19 protein-coding genes are annotated in these 21,273 nt (G+C 66.7%); 6 read left to right on the forward strand and 13 right to left on the reverse strand.

Features of this window, described 5'->3' with window-relative positions; genetic code table 11:
* Positions 1 to 335 precede the first annotated feature (335 nt).
* Positions 336 to 3,236, forward strand: a complete 2,901-nt coding sequence (locus AC6CHL_RS04985) for a TonB-dependent receptor domain-containing protein (protein ID WP_038686832.1) — start codon at positions 336 to 338, stop codon at positions 3,234 to 3,236.
* A gap of 146 nt (positions 3,237 to 3,382) precedes the next feature.
* Here the strand turns inward: AC6CHL_RS04985 and AC6CHL_RS04990 are convergent, their stop codons facing one another.
* Entirely contained in the window at positions 3,383 to 3,985 is a 603-nt protein-coding gene (locus AC6CHL_RS04990; RefSeq protein WP_038686830.1) for a TetR/AcrR family transcriptional regulator, read from the reverse strand.
* A gap of 166 nt (positions 3,986 to 4,151) precedes the next feature.
* Here AC6CHL_RS04990 and AC6CHL_RS04995 point away from each other — a divergent pair, with 166 nt between their 5' ends.
* From AC6CHL_RS04995 to AC6CHL_RS05005, 3 genes are all read left to right on the forward strand, one after another.
* Positions 4,152 to 5,072, forward strand: coding sequence for an alpha/beta fold hydrolase (locus AC6CHL_RS04995; RefSeq protein WP_498293622.1), 921 nt, complete (start codon positions 4,152 to 4,154; stop codon positions 5,070 to 5,072).
* On the forward strand, positions 5,069 to 7,549 hold the full coding sequence (locus AC6CHL_RS05000; RefSeq protein ID WP_481500478.1) for an acyl-CoA dehydrogenase: 2,481 nt from the start codon (positions 5,069 to 5,071) through the stop codon (positions 7,547 to 7,549). Before AC6CHL_RS04995 ends, AC6CHL_RS05000 begins: the two co-directional genes overlap by 4 nt.
* A 62-nt stretch (positions 7,550 to 7,611) precedes the next feature.
* Positions 7,612 to 8,082, forward strand: a complete 471-nt coding sequence (locus tag AC6CHL_RS05005; RefSeq protein WP_448134211.1) for a hotdog fold domain-containing protein — start codon at positions 7,612 to 7,614, stop codon at positions 8,080 to 8,082.
* Between the two features lie 45 nt (positions 8,083 to 8,127).
* Here the strand turns inward: AC6CHL_RS05005 and AC6CHL_RS05010 are convergent, their stop codons facing one another.
* Positions 8,128 to 8,484 (reverse strand): DUF1304 domain-containing protein, encoded by a 357-nt coding sequence (locus AC6CHL_RS05010; protein WP_038686823.1) that lies wholly within the window; start codon positions 8,482 to 8,484, stop codon positions 8,128 to 8,130.
* A 29-nt stretch (positions 8,485 to 8,513) separates the two neighbouring features.
* Entirely contained in the window at positions 8,514 to 9,848 is a 1,335-nt protein-coding gene (locus AC6CHL_RS05015) for an NTP/NDP exchange transporter (protein ID WP_463601483.1), read from the reverse strand.
* Between the two features lie 207 nt (positions 9,849 to 10,055).
* Here AC6CHL_RS05015 and AC6CHL_RS05020 point away from each other — a divergent pair, with 207 nt between their 5' ends.
* A complete protein-coding gene (locus AC6CHL_RS05020; protein ID WP_498293624.1) occupies positions 10,056 to 11,660 on the forward strand; it encodes a GMC family oxidoreductase in 1,605 nt (534 codons plus the stop codon).
* Between the two features lie 153 nt (positions 11,661 to 11,813).
* A complete protein-coding gene (locus AC6CHL_RS05025) occupies positions 11,814 to 13,202 on the forward strand; it encodes a serine hydrolase domain-containing protein (protein WP_038686817.1) in 1,389 nt (462 codons plus the stop codon).
* 295 nt (positions 13,203 to 13,497) lie between these two features.
* Here AC6CHL_RS05025 and AC6CHL_RS05030 read toward each other — a convergent pair whose 3' ends face one another.
* The 10 genes from AC6CHL_RS05030 to nudE all read right to left on the reverse strand — a co-directional run bounded on the left by AC6CHL_RS05030 (position 13,498) and on the right by nudE (position 21,272).
* Positions 13,498 to 14,061: a hypothetical protein gene (locus tag AC6CHL_RS05030; RefSeq protein ID WP_038686815.1), complete on the reverse strand. Its 564-nt coding sequence runs from the start codon at positions 14,059 to 14,061 to the stop codon at positions 13,498 to 13,500.
* Between the two features lie 937 nt (positions 14,062 to 14,998).
* Positions 14,999 to 15,394 carry a glycine cleavage system protein GcvH gene (gene gcvH / locus AC6CHL_RS05035; protein ID WP_038686813.1) on the reverse strand — a complete coding sequence of 132 codons (396 nt, stop codon included), beginning with the start codon at positions 15,392 to 15,394 and terminating at the stop codon, positions 14,999 to 15,001.
* Between the two features lie 89 nt (positions 15,395 to 15,483).
* Entirely contained in the window at positions 15,484 to 16,596 is a 1,113-nt protein-coding gene (gene gcvT, locus AC6CHL_RS05040; RefSeq protein ID WP_038686811.1) for a glycine cleavage system aminomethyltransferase GcvT, read from the reverse strand.
* Between the two features lie 75 nt (positions 16,597 to 16,671).
* Entirely contained in the window at positions 16,672 to 17,103 is a 432-nt protein-coding gene (locus tag AC6CHL_RS05045) for an NfeD family protein (RefSeq protein ID WP_038686809.1), read from the reverse strand.
* Between the two features lies 1 nt (position 17,104).
* Positions 17,105 to 18,067, reverse strand: coding sequence for an SPFH domain-containing protein (locus AC6CHL_RS05050; RefSeq protein WP_038686807.1), 963 nt, complete (start codon positions 18,065 to 18,067; stop codon positions 17,105 to 17,107).
* A 49-nt stretch (positions 18,068 to 18,116) separates the two neighbouring features.
* On the reverse strand, positions 18,117 to 18,419 hold the full coding sequence (locus tag AC6CHL_RS05055; RefSeq protein ID WP_038686805.1) for an Mpo1-like protein: 303 nt from the start codon (positions 18,417 to 18,419) through the stop codon (positions 18,117 to 18,119).
* A gap of 349 nt (positions 18,420 to 18,768) precedes the next feature.
* Entirely contained in the window at positions 18,769 to 19,092 is a 324-nt protein-coding gene (locus AC6CHL_RS05060; protein WP_038686803.1) for a YnfA family protein, read from the reverse strand.
* A complete protein-coding gene (gene mazG / locus AC6CHL_RS05065) occupies positions 19,089 to 19,901 on the reverse strand; it encodes a nucleoside triphosphate pyrophosphohydrolase (protein ID WP_498293626.1) in 813 nt (270 codons plus the stop codon). Before mazG ends, AC6CHL_RS05060 begins: the two co-directional genes overlap by 4 nt.
* Before the next feature lie 22 nt (positions 19,902 to 19,923).
* Positions 19,924 to 20,727 (reverse strand): 3'(2'),5'-bisphosphate nucleotidase CysQ, encoded by an 804-nt coding sequence (gene cysQ / locus AC6CHL_RS05070; protein ID WP_038686800.1) that lies wholly within the window; start codon positions 20,725 to 20,727, stop codon positions 19,924 to 19,926.
* On the reverse strand, positions 20,724 to 21,272 hold the full coding sequence (gene nudE / locus AC6CHL_RS05075) for an ADP compounds hydrolase NudE (protein ID WP_038686798.1): 549 nt from the start codon (positions 21,270 to 21,272) through the stop codon (positions 20,724 to 20,726). Before nudE ends, cysQ begins: the two co-directional genes overlap by 4 nt.
* Between the last annotated feature and the right edge of the window lies 1 nt (position 21,273).

Raw genomic sequence — 21,273 nt, forward strand, 5'->3', positions numbered from 1 at the left:
GCCAGGGCGTGCCCGGTGTATCGCCGATGTCGCATTTGGCGTGCCGCTGCGACGTGTCGATACGTGCTGATACATGCCGTTACAAATCAACCGCAACTATTTTCATCACAAATGCTTAACCAATGAGACCCAAAAGGCGTGTTTCTGCGGAAAATCATTGATCCACAACGACTTTGCCGAATTTAACCTAGTTCACACCTTCCATTAACGTGGCTTTAATTCTCTCCGGTCGGCAGTTACTATCGAGTCAGCCTCGTGGTGATTGGCGCTCATTTGGTGCCGCTGCAGGCAAACACCCCAGTGAATACCCAAGATTCCCTTGGAGAGAGAGAGCAATGAATTTCAAATCCAACAAACTGCGTGACGCGGTAATCGTCGCGTTGGTCGCGACGGGTGCCACGGGCGCCGTGCAGGCCCAGGATGTTCCGGCCTCCGGCCCGACCAACCTGGATCGCATCCAGGTCACCGGCTCGCGCATCCGCTCGGTTGATCTGGAAACCCAGCAGCCCGTCCTCACCCTGACCCGCGAAGCCATCCAGCAGACCGGTCGCACCAACGTCGCCGAAGTGCTGCAGCAGATCGCCAGCAACGGCGCGGCGATCAACACCCAGTTCAACAACGGCGGTGATGGCTCGGCCGGCGTCGACCTGCGCAACCTGGGCGCCTCGCGCACGCTGGTGCTGGTCAACGGTCGTCGCTGGGTGCAGGCCCTGGACGGCACCGTCGATCTGAACACCATCCCGACCGCGATCGTGGAGCGCATTGAAGTCCTCAAGGACGGCGCCTCCTCCATCTACGGTTCGGACGCCATCGCCGGTGTGGTCAACATCATCACCCGCGACAATTTCAATGGTGGCGAAGCGCACGTCTACTACGGCCAGTTCAGCAAGGGCGACGGCCAGCGCCAGGCGCTCGACCTGACCCTGGGCAGCAGCAACGAGCGCGGCAGCCTGGTGTTCGGTGCCAGCTACGTGAAGGAAAAGGCCGTGATGGCCGGCGCACGCAAGATCTCGCGTGATCCGGTGTACGGCCTGGGTGCCTCGCAGTACAGCAGCCAGACCTCCTCGGGCGGTATCTGGGACCTGACCATCGACGGCGTCGGCACCGATGACTACGACGCATGGTCCGATCTGGCTGGCAGCGACGACGAAGCCACCGCCGACCGCGCGGGCCTCTCGCGCTTCGTGGTGAACCCGGATGCGGCAGGTAACAACCTCGCCAACTACCATCCCTTCAGCAGCGCCGACTCGTACAACTACGCGGCCGACAACTACCTGCGTACCCCGCAGGAGCGCAAGTCGATCTTCATCCAGGGCCGTTACGACCTGACCGACTCCATCGCCATCCGCACCGATGCGCTGTACAACCAGCGTCTGTCGGCACAGCAGCTGGCCGGCTTCCCGCTCAGCGCGGGCAGCTACCTGGGCGGTGACCAGGGCCTGTCGGCTGACAGCTACTACAACCCGACCAAGAACACCGGCAACCCGCGCGAACTCAACTGGAACCGCCGCCTGGTCGAACAGGACCGCTTCTACGAACAGGACGTCAAGACGTTCCATTGGTACGGTGGCCTGGAAGGCTCGTTCCAGTTCGCAGACCGGTTCTTCAGCTGGGATGCGGGCATGAGCTACAACGTGTCCGACCAGATCGACACCCAGGTTGGCGACGTCAACATGGGCAACCTGTACACCGCCACCGGCGCGTCCTTCCTGGACACCGACGGCGTGGTCAAGTGCGGTGCGCCGGGTGCCGTGATTGCCGGCTGCGTGCCCTTCAATCCGTTCAGCAGCGCGGGCAACATGCCGCAGGACCAGCTGGACTACATCCTGTTCAACGCCAAGGACAAGTACCAGAACAAGTCCAAGGCCTTCACCGCCAACCTGTCCGGCGACATCGTCGAACTGCCGGGCGGCATGATGGGCTTCGCGGCCGGTGTGGAAAAGCGCAAGGAATCGGGCTACGACATGCCGGACGCCTTCGTCTCGGCCGGCCTGAGCTCGGGCAATGGCCGCCAGCCGACCTCCGGTAGCTACGACCTGACCGATGTCTACCTCGAACTGGCCGTGCCGCTGCTGAAGGACCTGCCGGGTGCCAAGCTGCTGGAAATCAGCGCCGCCACCCGCCGCTCGGACTACAGCAACTTCGGTGACACGCTCAACAGCAAGTTCGGCTTCAAGTGGAAGCCGATCGAAGACCTGATGGTCCGTGGTAACTGGGCCGAAGGCTTCCGTGCTCCGTCGATCTCCAACCTGTTCGGTGGTTCGGGCCAGTCTTACGACAGCTACGGCGATCCGTGCTCGAGCGACAGCCCGTACATCGGCGGTGCAGCCGTGGCACAGCGTTGCGCAGCCGCCGGCATTCCGACCAGCTACGTGCAGCGTGAAGGCTATGGCTCCCAGACTTCCTGGCCGTTTGATTGGAAGTCCAACCAGGAGCTGAGCCCGGAAACCTCGACCTCCAAGAGCCTGGGCATCGTGTACAGCCCGAGCTTCGTCAGCGGTTTCGACGTCTCGCTGGACTGGTGGAAGATCAACATCAAGGACGTGATCAGCCGCCCGACCGCCGACTACATGCTGGACCAGTGCTATGTGGAAGGCAGCGCTGGCTGGTGTGACGTGCTGGCCAACTCCGGCCTGACCCGCAACGCGCTGGGCCAGATCACCTACATGGCCCGCTACCTGCAGAACCTGGGTGAGCTGGAAGTTGAAGGCTACGATCTGACCCTGCGCTACTCGATCCCGGATACGAACTTCGGCTCGTTCTCGTTCGTGTGGGACAGCGTCTACATGGCCAACTACCGCCAGAAGGCCACGCCGGAATCGGAGTGGGATCCGTCTGAAGTGGGCACCTATACCCGCGACACCCCGGTCTGGCGCATCCGCTCGAACCTGACCGCCAACTGGAACTACGGTGACTTCGGTGCGAGCTGGACGGTGCGTTACTTCTCCGGCCTGACCGAAAACTGCAAGTTCCCGGGCACCGCATCGCTGTGCAGCGATCCGGACCACATCGGCCTGGAAGGTCGTGCAGACCCGCAGAACAAGCTGGCTGCCACCACCTACCACGACCTGCAGCTGCGCTACACCGTGCCGTGGAATGGCACGATCTCGGTGGGTCTGAACAACGTATTCGCCAAGGAACCGCCGGTGGCCACCCAGGCCTTCGCCAACTCCTTCGACTACCAGTACGACACCCCCGGGCGTTACATGTACATGGAGTACCGTCAGCGCTTCTGATCGCAGTTGACCGCGATCTGACGGTGTAAACCAACGGCCCCGAAAGGGGCCGTTGTCTTTTCCGCAGCATCGGCACTCTTGATGCGCGCCCACGAAAAAGGCCGCGTTTCCGCGGCCTTTTCTTCGTCTCAACGCAGGCACCTGCGTCAGCCGAGCGGGATCAACGTCTCGATCACATGCTCCACGTAGGCCTCGAAATCCTCGCGAGCCTGCTTGGGCTGCTGCAGCTGCAGCGACAGCTGCAGGAAGCCCACATACGCCGCATACGCCAGGCGCGCGCGGTGCTGCGCATCGGTACGGCTCAGCCCGGCCTGGCGGAACGAGGCCACCAGGTACTCCAGCCGGCGGTGCGAGACGCGGTCGATGACCGGGCGCACCATCGGGTGATCCAACGCCTTGAGCAGCTCGCTGTAGATGATGTGCGGCTGCACTTCATGGGCCACCACCTGGAACAGCTGGCGCAGGCGCGCACGCGGGTCCGGCACGTCTTCCAGGCTGCCGAACACCTGCTCCTGCTCGAACAGTTCCCAACGTTCCAGCGCGGCTTGCAGCAGCGCATCACGGGACGGGAAGTGCCAGTAGAAACTGCCCTTGGTGACCCCCAGGCGACGCGCCAGCGGCTCCACCGCCACGGCACCGACACCTTGTTCTGCAATCAGGTCCAGGGCAGCCTGGGCCCAGTCTTCCGCGCTCAGGCGGCTGTTGCGGCCGGCACGTGGCTCGCCGGCGGAAGCTTCAGGTTCATTCATGGCGTTGATTTAACCATACGCCGGGGTCCGTGTCCGCCAAAATGGCACGCCGTGACCCGCGCCAACGCCCGCACCGTGGCGGAGTTGGCGCCCTTCCGGCCGTCTGCGGCCGCCCTCCATACCCCCAAGTATTGACATGCCCACGGGCAGGTCCATACTAGCGAGTATGGTCATTCCTTCTTCTACCCTGCCCCGCGTTGACGATGAGCGACTGACCGGCGCGCACGATGCCGTGCTGGCCGCCACCCGCTCCTCGCCCGGGCGCCGCGGCACCGTGCTGTTCGCCCATGGCTTCGGCCAGACCCGGCATGCCTGGACCTCCACCGCACAATCGCTGGCCGCCGCCGGTTACCAGACGTTGGCCTACGATGCGCGCGGCCATGGCGACTCCGACTGGAACCCGGTCGGCCTGCCCTACCACGGCGAACAGTTCGCCGATGACCTGATCGTTCTGGCCGGCGAACAGCCGCAGCCGCCGATCCTGGTCGCCGCCTCGATGGGCGGGCTGTTCGGGCTGCTCGCCGAATCGCGCTGGCCGGGCCTGTTCTCGGCCATGGTGCTGGTGGACATCACCCCGCGCTGGGACACCGCCGGGGTGGAACGCATCCTGATGTTCATGACCGCCCATCCGGACGGCTTCGCCTCGCTGGCGCAGGCCGCCGATGTGATCTCGGCCTACATGCCGCATCGGCCGCGCAAGTCCGACGACTCGCTGCGCGCCCTGCTGCGCGAGGATGGCCGTGGCCGCTGGCGCTGGCATTGGGACCCGCGCCTGGTGGCCGAACTGGCGCGCGACAGCGAACAGCACCAGGACGCGCTTGCCGAGGCGGCGCGCCAGGTCAAATGCCCGTTGCTGCTGGTCAGCGGCGGGCGCAGCACGTTGGTCACCCCGCAGACGGTGGCCGAATTCCTCGCGTTGGTGCCGCATGCGCGCCATGTGCAGTTGCCGGAGGCCACCCATATGGTCGCCGGTGATGACAACAACGCCTTTACCGCTACTGTGTTGGACTATCTGGACGTGTTGCCCTCGGCCTCCGCCGTTGCACAGTCCGCCACTACCGAGCACGTCACCGGAGCACGCTCATGAGCATTGTCGTTCCCTTCCTGGCCATCCTGCTGGCGGGCGCCATCGTCGCCTACCACCGGATGCGGCTGATCACCTGGACGATCGTCAGCCTGGTGCTGCTGGCCGCCTGCTGGTTCATCCCCTACGTCAACCAGACCGCCACCATCGTCGCTGCGGCCATCGTGGCGGTCATCGCCGTGCCGCTGCTGCTGCCCTTCATCCGCAAGCCGCTGCTGACCGCGCCGATGATGAAGGTGTTCCGCAAGGTGCTGCCGCCGCTGTCGCAGACCGAGCGCATCGCGCTGGAAACCGGCTCGGTCGGTTTCGAAGGCGAGCTGTTCACCGGCGACCCGGACTGGAACATCCTGCTGAACTATCCCAAGCCGCAGCTCACCGCCGAGGAACAGGCCTTCCTGGATGGCCCGGTCGAAGAGCTGTGCAAAATGGTCAACGACTGGGAAATCACCCACGTCTACGCCGACCTGCCGCCGGAACTGTGGAGCTTCATCAAGAAGAACAAGTTCTTCGGCATGATCATTCCGAAGGAATACGGCGGCCTGGGCTTCAGCGCGCTGGCCCACCACAAGGTGATCCAGAAGCTGGCCTCGGTGTCGAGCGTGGTCAGCTCCACCGTCGGCGTGCCCAACTCGCTCGGCCCGGGCGAACTGCTCAACCATTACGGCACCCAGGCGCAAAAGGACCAGTACCTGCCGCGCCTGGCCGATGGCCGCGAAGTGCCCTGCTTCGGCCTGACCGGCCCGTTCGCCGGCTCGGACGCCACCTCGATTCCCGATTACGGCATCGTCTGCAAGGGCGAGTGGAACGGCGAGCAGGTGCTTGGCGTCAAGCTCACCTTCGACAAGCGCTACATCACGCTGGCTCCGGTGGCCACGCTGATCGGCCTGGCGTTCCGCATGTACGATCCGGACGGCCTGATCGGCACCACCCGCGACATCGGCATCACCCTGGCGCTGCTGCCACGTGACACCGCCGGCGTGGAAATCGGCCGCCGCCACTTCCCGCTCAACTCGACCTTCCAGAACGGTCCGATCCGCGGCAAGGACGTGTTCATTCCGCTCACCCAGCTGATCGGCGGCGCCGAGAAGGCCGGCAAGGGCTGGAACATGCTCAACGAGTGCCTGGCCGTGGGCCGCTCGATCACCCTGCCGTCCACCGCCAGTGGCGGTGCCAAGGCCGGCGCAGTGGTGACCGGTGCCTACGCGCGCATCCGCAAGCAGTTCGGCCTGTCGGTCGGCCGCTTCGAGGGCGTGGAAGAAGCGCTGGCGCGCATCGGCGGCAAGGCCTATGCGATCAGCGCGCTGTGCCAGGCCACGGCTGCTGCGGTGGACCGCGGCGACGTGCCGTCGGTGCCGTCGGCGATTGCCAAGTACCACTGCACCACCATGAGCCGTGAAGTGATCTCGGACATGATGGATGTGATCGGCGGCAAGGGCATCATCCTGGGGCCGCGCAACTTCGCCGGCCGCAGCTGGCAGGCCGCGCCGATCGCCATCACGGTGGAAGGTGCCAACATCATGACCCGCAGCCTGCTGATCTTCGGCCAGGGTGCGATCCTCTGCCACCCGTGGGTGCTGAAGGAAATGAAGGCCGCGCAGGATCCGGACACCCGTGCCGGCCTGCAGGAGTTCGACCGCAGCCTGTTCGGCCACATCCGCTTCGGCATCTCCAACGCCGTGCGTTCGTTCTGGTTCGGCCTGACCGGCGCGCGCTTCGGTGCCGCCCCGGGCGATGCCTACACCCGCCGCTATTTCCGCAAGCTGGACCGTTACTCGGCCAACCTGGCGCTGATGGCCGACATCTCGATGATGACCCTCGGCGGCAAGCTGAAGTTCAAGGAATCGCTGTCCGGCCGCCTGGGCGATGTGCTGAGCCACATCTACATGACCAGCGCCATGCTCAAGCGCTACCACGACGAAGGCGCGCCGGTGGCCGACCAGCCGCTGCTGGCCTGGGCCTTCCATGACAGCGTGCACACGATCGAAACGTCGCTGTCGGCGGCGCTGCGCAACTTCCCGATCCGTCCGATCGGCTGGCTGATGTGGCTGCTGATCTTCCCGTTCGGCCGCCGTGCCGAGGCCCCCGGCGACCGCCTGGGCCACCGCGTGGCCGCGCTGCTGATGGCGCCCAACGAAGCCCGCGACCGTCTGGCCAGTGGCGTGTTCCTGACCCCGTGCGAGAACAACCCGGGTGGCCGCATCAACAGCTACCTGTCCAAGGCGATCATGGCCGAGCCGGTCGAGCGCAAGTTCATCAAGGCGGTCAAGACCAAGGGCATCGAAGCCCTGGACTTCACCACCCAGCTGGACGAAGCGGTCGCCGAAGGCGTGATCACCCAGGACGAACGCACCCTGCTCGAAGAGCTGCGCGCGCTCACCCTGGAAACCATCACCGTGGACGATTTCGATCCGCACGAACTGCGCTCGGCCGGTTACTACGACCGCGAGCGCAAGGACGCACAGTCGCAGGAAGCGGCGTGATCGACGCAGCAACGTAACCCACAACGGCGGACTTCGGTCCGCCGTTTTTTTGAGAGGCGTCCATGTCCGCTCCCCTGTTGAATCTGTATCGCCGCATGCAGCGCTGGCCTGCCGGCAGCTGGCTGTTTTCCCGCGCGGTGTGTTTCAAGGCGCCCTACTTCGCCAGCATCGCCCCGCGCATCACCCTGCTCGAGCCCGGCCGTTGCGAAGGGCGCATCGCGCACCGGCGCAAGGTCACCAACCATATCGGCACCGTGCACGCGATCGCGCTGTGCAATCTGGCCGAGCTCACCGCCGGGCTGATGGTCGATGCCTCGCTGCCCAAGGGCATGCGCTGGATCCCCAAGGGCATGGAGGTGCAGTACCTGGCCAAGGCCACCGGCACGCAGCATGCCGTGGCCACGCCGGAGCAGCCGATCGTGGCCGCCGAGGCCGGCTATGCGCTGCCAGTGAATGTGCAGGTGTGCGACGACGCCGGCACGGCCGTGTTCCAGGCGCGGATCCAGATGTGGGTGTCACCGGTCAAGCGCTGATTGGTGCCGCGCAGCCACCCATGGGGTGGCTCTACCCCCCCAGGGTCAGGCGGGGACCATCCACCACGCGGCCACGGCCAGGATCGCCGGCACGGCCTGGATGAAGAAGATGCGCTTGTTGACGCTGTAGGCGCCGTAGCAGCCGGCCACGATCACGCAGCCCAGCATGAAGTTGACCAGCATCGGCAGGTGGTCGAACAGCCCCCAGAACAGCCCAGCGGCGAGGAAGCCGTTGTAGAGCCCCTGGTTGGCCGCCAGCACGCGGGTGGTTTCGGCCTTTTCCGGCGTGTTGCGGAAGGTCTTCAACCCCAACGGCTTGGTCCACAGGAACATTTCCAGCACGAGGAAATACACGTGCAGCAGGGCGACCAGCAGGGTCAGGGTCAGTGCGGTCCAGTACATGGGCAGGCCTTGAAGAGGGTCGATGAAGCTTACTCCGGGCGCTCGCCCGGCAGCTTCTTTTCTTCGTGCAGCAGGCCGATGGCTGCGGCCGTCATGCAGCCAGCAACCACCACGCCCCCGGCGAACACCGCGTGCGACCCGAACAGCGACAGCCCCTTGTGCACCCAGGCGAAGGTCAGGTCGGCGCCGCGGTAGACCACCGTGTCGATCGCCGCGCCGGCCTTGTAGCGCCACTGGCGGTCCACCCGGGTGTAGATCGTTTCGCGCGCGGGCTTGGCCAGCGAGAACTCGCTGGCGCGGGTCATCACCTGCACGATCGCCACCATCAGCGCCAACGGCCAGGCGGCCAGCAGCAGGAAGCCGAAGATGATCGCCACGCCGGGAATCAGCAGGGCCGGCGCGATGCCGTGGCGCGACAGCAGCCACCGGGTCAGGCCCAACTGCAGCACCAGGGTCAGCGCGTTCACCGCCAGGTCGATCTGCGAATAGAACGCGGTCCGCGCCGCCTCGTCCGGATAGAACTGGCGGGCGATCGCGGCCTGCTCGTTGTACAGCAGCGTGCCCACCCCCACCCCGAACAGCACCAGCACCGCCAGCCAGCGCAGCAGCGGCTCACGCGCGATCAGCTTCAGGCCATCGAGCACGCTGCCGCCCATCGGCGTTTCACCGGAGGCCAGCTGCTGCTCCTGCTCGCGCGCCACCGCCCACAACCGCAGCCGCCAGATGCACACCAGGCAGGCGCTCAGGAAGCCGGCCGAGACCAGCATCAGATTGGCGATCCCGACCCGCTGCACCAGCGCCGCGGTGATGATCGGCCCCAGGAACGCGCCGAGGGTGCCGGCCGCCCCGATGTAGCCGTACACCGCGCGCGCCTGGGCGTTGGAGAACACGTCGGCCATGAAGCTCCAGAACACCGCCACCGCAAACAGGTTGAACACCGCGGCCCAGAAGAAGAACGCCATGCCGCGCCCCGGCACGCCGCTGTCGAACATCAGGTAGAAGCCCAGCAGGCAGACGATGAAGAAGCCATACACCGCCGGCAGGAATACCCGCCGTGCGTAGCGGCTGACCACCGCGCCATACAGCGGCTGCAGCACCAGCATGATCAGGAACACACCGGTGAACAGGAACTGCAGCACGAAGTCCTGCATCGCGATGCCGTGTGCGCTGAACCAGTTGATCAACACGGGCGGGAACACCGCCTGCGCGTCGGCCGAGGCGGCCATCGCCTCACGCACCGGGCGCAGCACGTAGTAGCCGCTGAGCAGGCAGAAGAAGTACACGCACGCCCAGATCAGCGGCGGCGACTGCCGCAGCGCCCCGCGCAGGCCCGGCCGCACCGGGGCCGTTGCTGCAGCACTCATCGCACCCACTCCCGGTTCGGGCGGCGTGACAACGGCGGCATCGTGGAAACTCCGGGCAGGAAAGCGCGCAAGGTAAACGATGCACCGCAACATCGCCAGTAGCAGCGCCCCTCATCCGCGCAACGCTGCGTAGCCATGATCCGCGTTGCCCCGCCGCGGGCCGCGCTGCCCTATGCTCGGGGCTACCTACCGAAGGGGCCGCCAGCCGTGGGGACGGACACGTACGACTACATCATCGTCGGCGCAGGGTCGGCCGGCTGCGTGCTGGCCAACCGGCTCAGCGCCGACCCGCGTTGCCGCGTGCTGCTGCTGGAAGCCGGTCCGCGCGACCGCAACCCGTTCATCCACATGCCGGCCGGATTGGCGCGGTTGGTCAACAACCGCCGCATCAACTGGAACCTGGACACCGACGCCGAGCCGGCCCTGGCAGGCCGCCGGCTGTGGTGGCCGCGTGGCAAGGTGCTGGGCGGTTCCAGTGCGATCAACGCGATGTGCTATGTGCGCGGCGTACCCGCCGACTACGACGGCTGGGCCGCCGACGGCGCCGAGGGTTGGGGGTGGGCGCAGGTGCTGCCGTGGTTCCTGTACAGCGAAGCCAACAGCCGCGGCGGCAGCACCCTGCACGGCGACGCCGGCCCGTTGTCGGTCGCCGACCTGCGCCACCACAACCCGCTCTCCGACGCGTTCCTCGATGCTGGCGTGCAGGCCGGGCATGCGCGCAACGACGACTTCAACGGCGCCGGGCAGCTCGGGGTGGGCCTGTACCAGGTCACCCAGCGCGATGGCGCGCGGTGCTCCAGCGCGACCGCCTACCTGCACCCGGCCCGTGCCCGGCGCAACCTCACCGTGCTCACCGGCGCGCATGCCACCGCGCTGGGCTTCGATGGCGACACCGCCACGGGGGTGTATTTCCGCCACGGTCGCCGGCATCGGCATGCCGCGGCCAGCGCCGAGGTGATCCTCAGCGCCGGTGCAGTGCACTCGCCGCAGCTGCTGATGCTGTCGGGCATCGGCGCGGCCGCCCCGCTGCGCGCGCAGGGCATCGACGTGCGTGCCGACCTGCCGGGCGTGGGTGCGAACCTGCAGGACCACCTGGACATCTGCACGCTGGTGCATACCCATCCGGGCGTGAGCTACGACCGCAGCAGCCAGGCGCGGATCGCCTTCGACTACTTCCTGCGTGGCCGCCGCGGCGCCGGCACCAGCAACATCGCCGAAGCCGGTGGCTTCGCCCGCTCACCGCTGGCCGGCGACGCGCGCGCCGACGTGCAGTTCCACTTCGTGCCGGCGATGCTGGACAACCACGGCCGCCACCGCCTGCCGGGCGACGGCTACACGCTGCATGCGTGTGCCCTGCACCCGCGCAGCCGGGGCCGGATCAGCCTGCGCGATGCCAACCCCGCGTCGCCGCCGCGGATCCAGGCCAACTACCTCAGTGACGCCGAGGGGGCGGATCTGGCGATGATGAAAGCATGCGTGCGGATGTCGGCCGAGATCCTGCGCCAGCCGGCGTTCGACCGCTGGCGCGGGGCGCCGATCTTCCCGCCGCGCCAGGACCTGGACGAGGCGGCGCTGGAGGCCTTCATCCGCGCCAAGGCCGAGACCATCTACCACCCGGTGGGCACCTGCGCGATGGGCACCCATGCCGACGCCGTGGTCGACCCGCAACTGCGCGTGCGCGGCGTGCGCGGTCTTCGCGTGGTGGACGCGTCGGTGATGCCCCGCCTGGTCAGCGGCAATACCAACGCACCCACCATCATGCTGGCCGAACGCGCCGCGGAGTGGATCATCGAGGCGGCCGGGGCAAGCTGAACAGGGCTGCGCCGCCGGTGCTGGCAGGGCGCACGCTACGGATGCAAAAACCGCGCCTTTTCAACCAGATACGCATTCATCTTCGCTTGGTTTGTGCAATCAGGAAAAGCAGCGCTAGAATCACGCACAGCAGTTGCGCACGGGTCCAGAACGATGAATCAGAACAGCAGGCGTCGCCCGATCCGTTCGGCGGCCACCGGGTTGCTGGGCATGTTGATGCCCATCGCCATGTCGTCTACTGCACAGACGCCCAGTGCTGCGCCGGGCGCCTTCCCGGTCAACATCGAAAACACCGCGACGATCGCGCACACCCAGCCGGCCGCCTATCGCACCACGTCCGCGAATGTGCAGGTGCTGCCGCCGGCACAGGGCTTCAACGTGGCCGCGATCGAAGCGATGGCCCAGCAGCTGACCTACGGCGAGCGCGTGCCCGGCATGGCCGTGGCCATCGTCCAGGGCGGCCGCGTGCTCAGCGCGCGTGGCTACGGCGTCACCGACGTCAACAACCCGCAGATGGTCGATGCGCACACCGTGTTCCGCCTGGCATCGCTGTCCAAGGCCTTTGCCGGCACCATGGCCGGCCTGCTGGTCAACGACGGCACGCTGCGCTGGGACAGCAAGGTCACCGACTACGTGCCCGGCTTCCAGCTGAGCTCGCCGGAGGCCACCGAACGCCTGACCGTGGCCGACCTGCTCAGCCACCGCGTGGGCCTGCCGTACAACGCGTACGACCGCGACGTGGAAGCCAACGCCGAGTACTACACGCTCACCCACAAACTGGCTTCGACCTCGCTCAAGTGCCTGCCGGGTGACTGCTATGCCTACCAGAACGTGGCCTTCAGCCTGATCGGCGACGTGGTCTACGCCGCCTCCGGCAGCTTCTACGAGCAGTCGGTGGAACGCCGCCTGTTCAAGCCGCTGGGCATGGACGACGCCAGCCTGGGCCTGGCCGGCATCCAGGCCAGTTCGCGCTGGGCGCGCCCGCACGTGCGCAGCCGCAACGGCTGGGTGTCGCTGAACCCCAAGCCCACCTACTACCGTCTGGCGCCTGCAGCCGGCGTCAACGCCAGCGCCAGCGATATGGCGCAGTGGCTGCTGGCCCACACCGGCCACCGTCCCGACGTGCTGCCTGCGCCGCTGCTGGCCACGCTGCACTCGACCCTGATCAACACCCCCGGCGAGATGCGCTCGGGCTGGCGCCGCGAGCGCCTGCACTCGGCCGGGTATGCACTGGGCTGGCGCAACTTCGACTACGCCGGGCATGAGGTGATTTTCCACGCCGGTGCCGTGCAGGGCTATCGCGGCCTGGTCGCGCTGGTGCCCGAACGCGACCTGGGCATCGCCATCATGTGGAACGGCGAAAGCAGCCTGCCCAGCGGCCTGCTGCCGACCGTACTGGACCAGGCCATGGGCCTGCCCACCCAACGCTGGCTGGACGTGGACACCGACTTCGGCAGTGACAACCTGATGGTGGAAGACGGCGCCCCGGCGACCAAGCGCAAGGGCGTGTCGTCCAACCGCGCGGTGGCGTCGCCGCGCTGATCGCAGCGCGGGGATGGATCGAAAAGGCGGCCGGTTGGCCGCCTTTTTTTTTGGCTTGGGGTGCGGTGGGGAGCGTACCGACCAACGTCGCGGGCGACGGAAATCAGGGATGCGTGCAGATGCGGTAGAGCCGACCGTTGGTCGGCTGCCTTGCAATCGCCGCAAAGCCAGCCGACCAACGGTCGGCTCTACCGGACACCGCGCGCTGTGATCCGCATACCGAATGCCCATAAAAAAACCCCCTCCCCGCTGGGCTGCCAGGGAAGGGGTTTCAGTTACGGCATCGGGAACTGCGTTAGATCAGCGGTGCCGGGGTTGCCGGCAGGGCGACCGGAGCGGCCTTCTTCTTGCGAACGGCCGGCTTGCGCTTTGCAACCTTCTTCACCGCTTTCTTGGCGGACGCCTTCTTGGCCGGAGCCTTGCGCGCGGTCGCCTTCTTCGCGGTGGCCTTCTTGGCTACCTTGCGTACGGCCTTCTTTGCGGTTTTCTTTGCAGCCTTCTTGGTCGCCTTCTTGGCCGTGGCCTTCTTGGCTACCTTGCGAACGGCTTTCTTGGCGGTCTTCTTGGCGGCGGCCTTCTTGGCGACCTTGCGGACTGCCTTCTTCGCCGTCTTCTTCACTGCCTTTTTCGCGGTCTTCTTGGCGGCGGCCTTCTTGGCAACCTTGCGGACTGCCTTCTTTGCCGTCTTCTTCACTGCCTTGCGGGCGGTCGCCTTCTTCGCTGCCTTCTTCACCGTCTTCTTGGCAGCCGCCTTCTTGGCTACCTTCTTCACGGCCTTCTTGGCGGCGGCTTTCTTGGCTACCTTCTTGACGGCCTTTTTGGCGGCCGGCTTTTTCTTCGCAGCTTTCTTGGTTGCCATGGGATGGCTCCTCGTCAGTGATCTATGGAGTGGAAACGCCCAGGTAAAGCAAACCCGCAGTGCGACATCGCGGGGACCGCCGTCGCGTCAAGCGCGTCGTGACGGATACGGGGATACCCACCGCAGGTGGCCAGGCGGGTATCGAATGGGAAGGGGCCTTGCGGTTCGCTGAGGGAAGCGAAGCCATCTCCACCGTCTTCTGACGCGAGGTGGATGTCCAGGTTGTGCTTCGCGACTGGATGTCGATTCTGCTCACTCTGTTCGCAGCAAGGTCTGCTGTGGCGAAACCTAATCACGCTTTTTTTCACTGTCAACAACCCCGGCGAAAAATTTTCACACCGAACGCCCCCGCAACCGGTTGCCGGCACCCTCGCCGAACACCGCCAGCGGCGTGCAATGCTGCCGCGCGCGCAGCGACCGGACACGCGACACACGCACTACGCGAAAAGAAAACCGCTTAAAAGAAGCACTTTCGTATTTTCAGTGCGCACGCACCGCGTGTATCCCGGCAACCGTGCACGCGCACCCGGCGGCGCCCTGGACGCTACCCACACCGCACCCAAACGGAGGCGAAAACTTTTCACATCTTCGATCGCTTTTTGCCACCGGATTTACGCAAATGCGCAAACTTTCAGGCGGTCGCCGCCACCCCGATCGCACCGGTTCGACGTGCCGCGACCGCCGCGCGCGACCCGGATGTGCACCGCGCACGCGCTCGGCGAGGACACCCGGCGCACACGCCGACACCCCGACGCGTGCTCATGACCGGACACCGATGCGTACCCCACCGATGCGCATAAGCCGGCGACGGCGTCGCGATGGACGACCACATCGCCGGGGTTTTCGTCACACACGGATAACGATGACGCCGACGGCCACCGCGCAGGCAAAAAAAAACGGCCGCACCAGGCGGCCGTTCTTCGCGATCAGGCGACGATCAGTGCTCGTCGTCTTCCAGCAGCTCGGCATACTCGTCCGGGCCCAGCAGATCGTTCAACTCGTCGTTGGCCGAGAACTCGACCACGTAGATCCAGCCTTCGCCGTAGGCATCTTCGTTGATGGTTTCCGGCTTGTCCGACAGCGCTTCGTTGACTTCGACAACGGTGCCGGTGACCGGGCTGTACACATCCGAGGCGGCCTTCACCGACTCGACCACGGCGGCCTGCTGGCCCGCCTTCACTTCGTCGCCCACCGCCGGCAGTTCGACGTACACCAGGTCGCCAAGCAGGCCCTGGGCGTGGTCGGAAATACCGACGGTGACGCGGCCATTGCCTTCGACACGTGCCCACTCATGGGACTTGAGGAATTTGAGGTCGCCGGGGATCTCGCTCATGGGACTGCTCCGAGGAATTTCAGGGGTCAAGAAACGGGGGTAGTGTAACCACCGGCGCCGACCACTGACAGGTCGGCGCCGGGAAAAAATCAGGCGTCGGCGAGCACGCCCGGCTGGGCCTGGCCTTCGCGCACGAACGGGAACTTCACCACGCGCACCGGCACCTGCTTGCCGCGGATGTCCACGTGCACCTGGCCCAGTTCGCCGGCCGGCACCCGCGCGAACGCGATGCCCTTGCCCAGCGTCGGGGAGAACGTGCCGGACAGGATCTCGCCCTGGCCGCTGGCGGTGAGCACCGGCTGGCCGTGGCGCAACACGCCCTTCTCGTCCATCACCAGGCCGATCAGCTGGCGCGCGTCGCCCGCCGCCTTCTGCGCTTCCAGCACGTCACGGCCGATGAACGGGCGGCCCTCGTCCAGCGCCACGGTCCAGGCCAGCGCGGCTTCGTACGGGGTGATGTCTTCGTCCATGTCCTGGCCGTACAGGTTCATGCCGGCTTCCAGGCGCAGCGTGTCGCGCGCGCCCAGCCCGGCCGGACGCACGCCTGCGGCGGCCAGCGCATTCCAGAACGCCACCACGTCGGCCTGCGGCAGCAGGATCTCGAAACCGTCTTCACCGGTGTAGCCGGTACGCGCCACGAACAGCGGCGTGCCACTGGCAGCGGTAGCCTCCAGCGCGGCGAAGCGGCCCAGCTTCTCCAGCGCGGCACGGTCGCCGTCGGCGGCCAGGCCGATCACCCGCTCACGCGCGGTCGGGCCCTGCACGGCGATGATCGCCAGGTCGTCGCGCTCGGTGACGTCCACGTTGAACGCGGCAGCCTGCTCGCGGATCCAGGCCAGGTCCTTTTCGCGGGTGGAGGCGTTGACCACCATGCGGAAGAAGTCGTCGGCCAGGTAGTACACGATCAGGTCGTCGATGACCCCGCCGCGCGGGTTGAGCATGCACGAATACAGCGCCTTGCCGGTGGCCTTCAGCTTGTCCACCGAATTGGCCAGCAGCGTGCGCAGGAACGGCTTGACCTGGTCACCGCGCAGGTCGACCACGGTCATGTGGCTGACGTCGAACATGCCGGCATCGGCGCGCACCAGGTGGTGCTCATCCAGCTGCGAGCCGTAATGGATGGGCATGTCCCAGCCACCGAAATCGACCATCTTTGCGCCGAGTGCGCGGTGGGTGTCGTTGAGAAGCGTCTTCTGGGTCATGACCATTTTTCCGGGGGAATGAAGGCAAGACCGGCATTATCCCAGAACCGTCTTCACAACGCCTGCGGCGTTGCGTCAGACCGGCTGCACCTGCAGTGTCATGCCCTCCACCGCCACCACCCGCACGCGGGTGCCCGCCGGCAGATCCGGCCCGGCCACCACCCAGAACGCGTCGTCGATCTTGGCCCGGCCCTTGCCCGCCACGATGTCCTGGTCGATCACCACCACCCGCCCCACCAGCTGCTCCGCGCGGCGGTTCAACAGCGGCGTGTCGCTCTGCCGGTCGCGGCCCCGTCCCCAGTGCCGGTAGCACTGGATGGACACCACCGACAGCAGCACGAAGGCCACCACCTGCCACAGCAGGGGAATGTCGCTGAACACTGCCACCAGCACGAAGACCGCCGCCGCACCGATGCCGATCCACAGCATGAAGGCACCCGGCGCCAGCGCCTCGGCGGCGAACAACACCAGCGCCAGCGCGCCCCACCCGACAACTTCCCAGCGCATCTCAGCCTCCTGCCCGCGGCGGAACAGCGCGCGGGGTTCGCTTGTCTTCCTGTTTGGCAAAGGCCTCGCGCGCCAGTTCGGCAACGCCGGCGATCGAGCCGATGACCCCGCTGGCCTCCATCGGCATCAGCACCAGCTTCTGGTTGGGCGAGGTGGCCAGCTCCTTGAACGCTTCCACATACTTCTGCGCGATGAAGTAATTGATCGCCTGCACATCGCCCTGGGCGATGGCTTCGGACACCATCCGGGTCGCGTTGGCCTCGGCTTCGGCCGACCGCTCGCGTGCTTCGGCATCGCGGAACGCGGCCTCCTTGCGTCCTTCAGCCTCCAGCACGGCGGCCTGCTTCTCGCCTTCGGCGCGCAGGATCTCCGACTGCCGCGACCCTTCGGCCTCCAGGATCTGCGCACGCTTCTCGCGCTCGGCCTTCATCTGCCGCGCCATGGCGTCGAGCAGGTCGCGCGGCGGCTGGATGTCGCGGATCTCGATCCGGTTGACCTTCACTCCCCACGGGTTGGTCGCGTGATCGACCACGTTCAGCAGCTTGGCGTTGATCACCTCGCGCTGGCTGAGCGATTCATCCAGGTCCATCGAGCCGATCACGGTGCGGATGTTGGTCTGCACCAGCGCGATCATCGCCACCTCCAGCACCGACACCTCATAGGCCGCCTTGGAGGCGTCCAGCACCTGGAAGAACACCACGCCGTCCACGCGCACCGCCGCGTTGTCCTTGGTGATCACCTCCTGGCCGGGGACGTCCAGCACCTGCTCCATCATGTTCACCTTGCGCCCTACCCCGTACACGATGGGGATCAGGAAGTGCAGGCCGGGCGACATGGTGTGGGTGTAGCGCCCGAAGCGCTCCACCGTCCATTCATACCCCTGCGGCACCATCCGCACCGCCTTGAACAGGATGACCACGGCCACGAAAGCCAGGACCAGCGAAAACAGTACGGTTGGAAACATCGAAGTACTCCTTTACCCCGGGCGTGGCCGGGGCATGGCGACGCTGACGCTACAGCCGGATCCGGCCACGGAGGATGTCCCAGAACATCACCCAGTCGCCGGCGAAGGAATAAAACGGATGCTGGAAGGTGGCGGGCCGGTTCTTCTCGAAGAAAAAATGGCCGACCCAGGCGAATCCATAGCCACAGCCAAGCGCGGCCAGCAGCCAGCCGGGGTGGCCGCGCACGATCGCAACGGCCACCAGCAGCAGCACGCCGCAGCTGCCGATGAAATGCAGCCGGCGCGACACCGGATGGCGGTGTTCGTCCAGGTAGAACGGATAAAAGGCACGGAAGCTGGCGAAGCGGGACATGGCACGCCCTGCAGGACCGGATGACCGCAGCATAGCGCGTTACCCGGGCAGTGCCGGCCGCTGGCCGGCTCTGCACAGACGTCGAGGAGCCGGCCAGCGGCTGGTGCTGCCGCGTGCGTGGGTGGTTTCCGTGGAGCCGGCCAGCGGCCGGCACTACCGCGTGCCTGGATGGTTTCCGGGGAGCCGGCCAGCGGCCGGCGCTGCCGCGTGCGTGGATGGTTTCCGGGGAGCCGGCCAGCGGCCGGCACTACCGCGTGCCTGGATGGTTTCCGGGGAGCCGGCCAGCGGCCGGCACTACCGCGTGCGTGGATGGTTTCCGTGGTGACCGCCGGCGATCGGCGGCACCGGTTTACGCGGTGCGCGGGGCGAACATGATGACCATCATGCCGGCCAGGCACAGCCCGACCCCGAGCAGGTCCCAGCGGCTGGGGCGGATGCCGTCCACCAGCCACAGCCACATCAACGCGGTGCCGATGTAGACCCCGCCGTAGGCCGCATAGACCCGCCCGCTGGCCGCCGGATGCAGGGTCAACAGCCACGCGAACAGGGCCAGGCTGGCCGCCGCCGGCAGCAACAGCCAGGCGCTGCCGTCCTTGCGCAGCCACAGCCACGGCAGGTAGCAGCCGACGATTTCAGCCACGGCGGTGAGGATGAACAGCAGCAGCGTTTTCACGGAGTGGCTTCGTCGGCCTTGGCCTGCTGCCACAGCTGTTCCTGCGCCTCCAGGTCCAGCGCGGCCATCGACTGGCCGGCGGCCGCGGCCTGTGCTTCCATCGCCCGGAAGCGGCGTTCGAACTTGTGGTTGGCCTGGCGCAGCGCCGCGCCCACGTCCACCTTGGCGTGGCGGGCCAGGTTGGCGCAGACGAACAGCAGGTCGCCCAGTTCTTCCTGCAGGCGGGCGTGGTTGTCCTCCACCGCGCCATGCGCGAACTCGGCGGCCACCTCGTCCAGTTCCTCGCGCACCTTGTCGATCACCGGTGCCGGGCCGGGCCAGTCGAACCCGACCCGCGCCGCACGCGCCTGCAGCTTCATCGCCCGCTGCCACTCCGGCAGGCCGCGCGAGATGCCGGCCAGTGCGGAGGTGTCGGCATGGCCCTTGGCGGCACGCTCGGCACGCTTGATCGCTTCCCAGTTCGCGTTCACGTCGTCGGCGCCGTCGACCTGCACCTGCGCGAACACGTGCGGGTGGCGGCGCTGCATCTTGTCGCTGATCGAACGGGCCACGTCGGCAAAGCCGAACGCACCCTGCTCACTGGCCATCTGCGCATGGAACACCACCTGCAGCAGCAGATCGCCCAGCTCGTCCTGCAGGTCGACCAGATCACCGCGGTCGATCGCGTCGGCTACTTCGTAGGCTTCCTCGATGGTGTACGGCGCGATGCTGGAAAAATCCTGCTGCAGGTCCCAGGGGCAGCCGCCCTGTGGGTCGCGCAGCCGCGCCATGATGCCCAGCAGGCGGTCCAGTTCAGCGGTGGCGGTCATGCAGTGCTCCTTCGGCAGCGGGTCAGGCCGGCAGCCACGCGCGCCACGGCAGGCGGGTGTCGCCGAGGGCGATGAAATCGCCGTTCAACAGGCTTTCGCGGCGGTTGTAGCGGAACGGTTTACCGGTGGCCGCCGACAGCACCGCGCCCCCGGCGGCGTGCAGCACGCACTGGCCGGCGGCGGTGTCCCATTCGGAGGTGGGGCCCAGCCGCGGGTACACGTCCAGCGTGCCTTCGGCGATCCGGCAGAATTTGAGCGAGGAGCCCTGCGCGACCACCTCGATCTCCCCCATGCGCGCCAGCAGGGCCTCGGTCTGCGCGCTGCGGTGCGAGCGGCTGGCCGCTACTTTCAGCGGCGGCGTGGCCGGTGCGCGCGCGCGCAGCACGGTGTCGTGCATGCCCAGGCGGCGGTAGGCCAGCTCCCCGCGCATGGCGTGCCAGGCAATGCCGCTGACCGGGGCCAGCACCACGCCGAAGGCCGGCGCGCCCTGGTAGATCAGGGCGATGTTGACGCTGAATTCGTCGTTGCGCTTGACGAACTCGCGGGTGCCATCCAGCGGGTCCACCAGCCAGTAGGCGCCCCAGTGCTGGCGCACCTCCCACGGCACTTGGGCCGACTCTTCGGACAGGATCGGCAGGTCCGGGGTGAGCTGCTGCAGACCGCGCTCGATCACCGCGTTGGCGGCCAGGTCGGCGGCGGTGACCGGGCTGTGGTCGGATTTGATCGTCACATCGAACGGCGTGGCATACACCGCCATGATGGCGGCGGCGGCGTCCTGGGCGATGGCGATGACGGTTTCGCGCAGATCGGTGGTGAGCTTGATCATTCCCCGCGTTCCAGCCACTGCCGGGCGATGAACAACGCCGCCAGTGATCGGCCCTCGGAAAAATCCTCACGCAGCATCAGCTGGTCCAGCTCGGCCAGCTTCCAGGGCACCACTTCCAGTTCCTCGGGCTCGTCGCCGACCAGGCGTTCGGGATACAGGTCGCGTGCCACCACCAGCCACGACTGGTGGCTCATGTAGGTGGGGGCCAGGGTCATCGCCCGCAGCACGTCCAGGCGCCGGGCGCCGTAACCGGCCTCTTCCTTCAATTCACGGTCGGCGGCCTGCTCGGGGCTTTCGCCGGCATCGATGCGGCCCTTGACCAGGCCAAGCTCGTAGCGGTGCATGCCAGCGGCGTATTCACGCACCAGCAGCACCGTCTCATCGTCCAGCATCGGCACCACCACCACCGCGCCATGGCCATGGCTGACCAGCCGCTCGAAGCGGCGGCGCTCGCCATTGGAGAATTCCAGGTCAAGGTGCTGGCGCTGGAACGGCCCGCTCTGCTCGTCCGTGATCTTGTGGATGATGGGCAGGCGACGGCTCATG

The sequence above is a fragment of the Stenotrophomonas sp. GQ19 genome (assembly GCF_059758695.1).